Source organism: Pseudomonas sp. GW822-FHT06D10 (genome assembly GCF_058799535.1).
In genome coordinates this window covers 1-605 of sequence record NZ_JBXALN010000023.1, presented here as the reverse complement: position 1 = coordinate 605, position 605 = coordinate 1, and the positions used below count along the sequence as shown (strand labels likewise).

The following is a 605-nucleotide window of genomic DNA, read 5'->3' as shown; positions in this document are numbered from 1 at the left end:
TTTCACGATAGCCCTGGCGGCTGACCTGAGTCTGGCTGAGGCCCAGATACGGCGTCAGGGTCATTGCATTGAGCATCACGCCGTAGGCGCCTTCGATGCTCAAGGACTTGCCGCGCAGGCTCGAACGTCCTTGGCCGGCCTCGGTGTAAGCCAGTTGTTCGCGTGTGATGTCGACCTTGGAAGACACATAGGCTGCGGCCACACGGCCCTGCCAACCCAGCCCGTGGCCTGTTTCATCAACGGCGGCGAAGAGGGCGACCGCCGGTGCTGCCGACCCTGCCTTGGCGTAGTTGTCCGGCAGTTGCCGATCGAGGTCCTGATCCAGGGTGACGCCAAGGCGCAGATGCTCGGTGGGACGAACCCCCAGGGTCAGGCTCATGCTGGTCTGCCCGGCCACGCCGTTGCGGCTGTAGCTTGGGCCTACACCGATACAGAATGAGCCACTGTCGATCTGGCATTCCTGGCTCATCAATCGAGCCAGTTGTTCGCTGCGCAAATCGAGCATCCCCCAGGCCCGATTGGCGTTCTTGGCCATGGCGGTGCGGGTGTTGTCCAGGTCGATGAGGTGGGAACCTGTTTCGGTGATTTTCCATAGCGCGGCGTGC

The 605-nt window shown here is 62.6% G+C and carries 1 protein-coding gene; it reads right to left on the bottom strand.

Annotation, left to right across the window (positions count from 1 at the left end; translation table 11 throughout):
* Positions 1 to 605 (bottom strand): autotransporter domain-containing protein (locus AC1RL5_RS31865; RefSeq protein WP_492590247.1); only part of this gene is annotated, 605 nt, incomplete at both ends.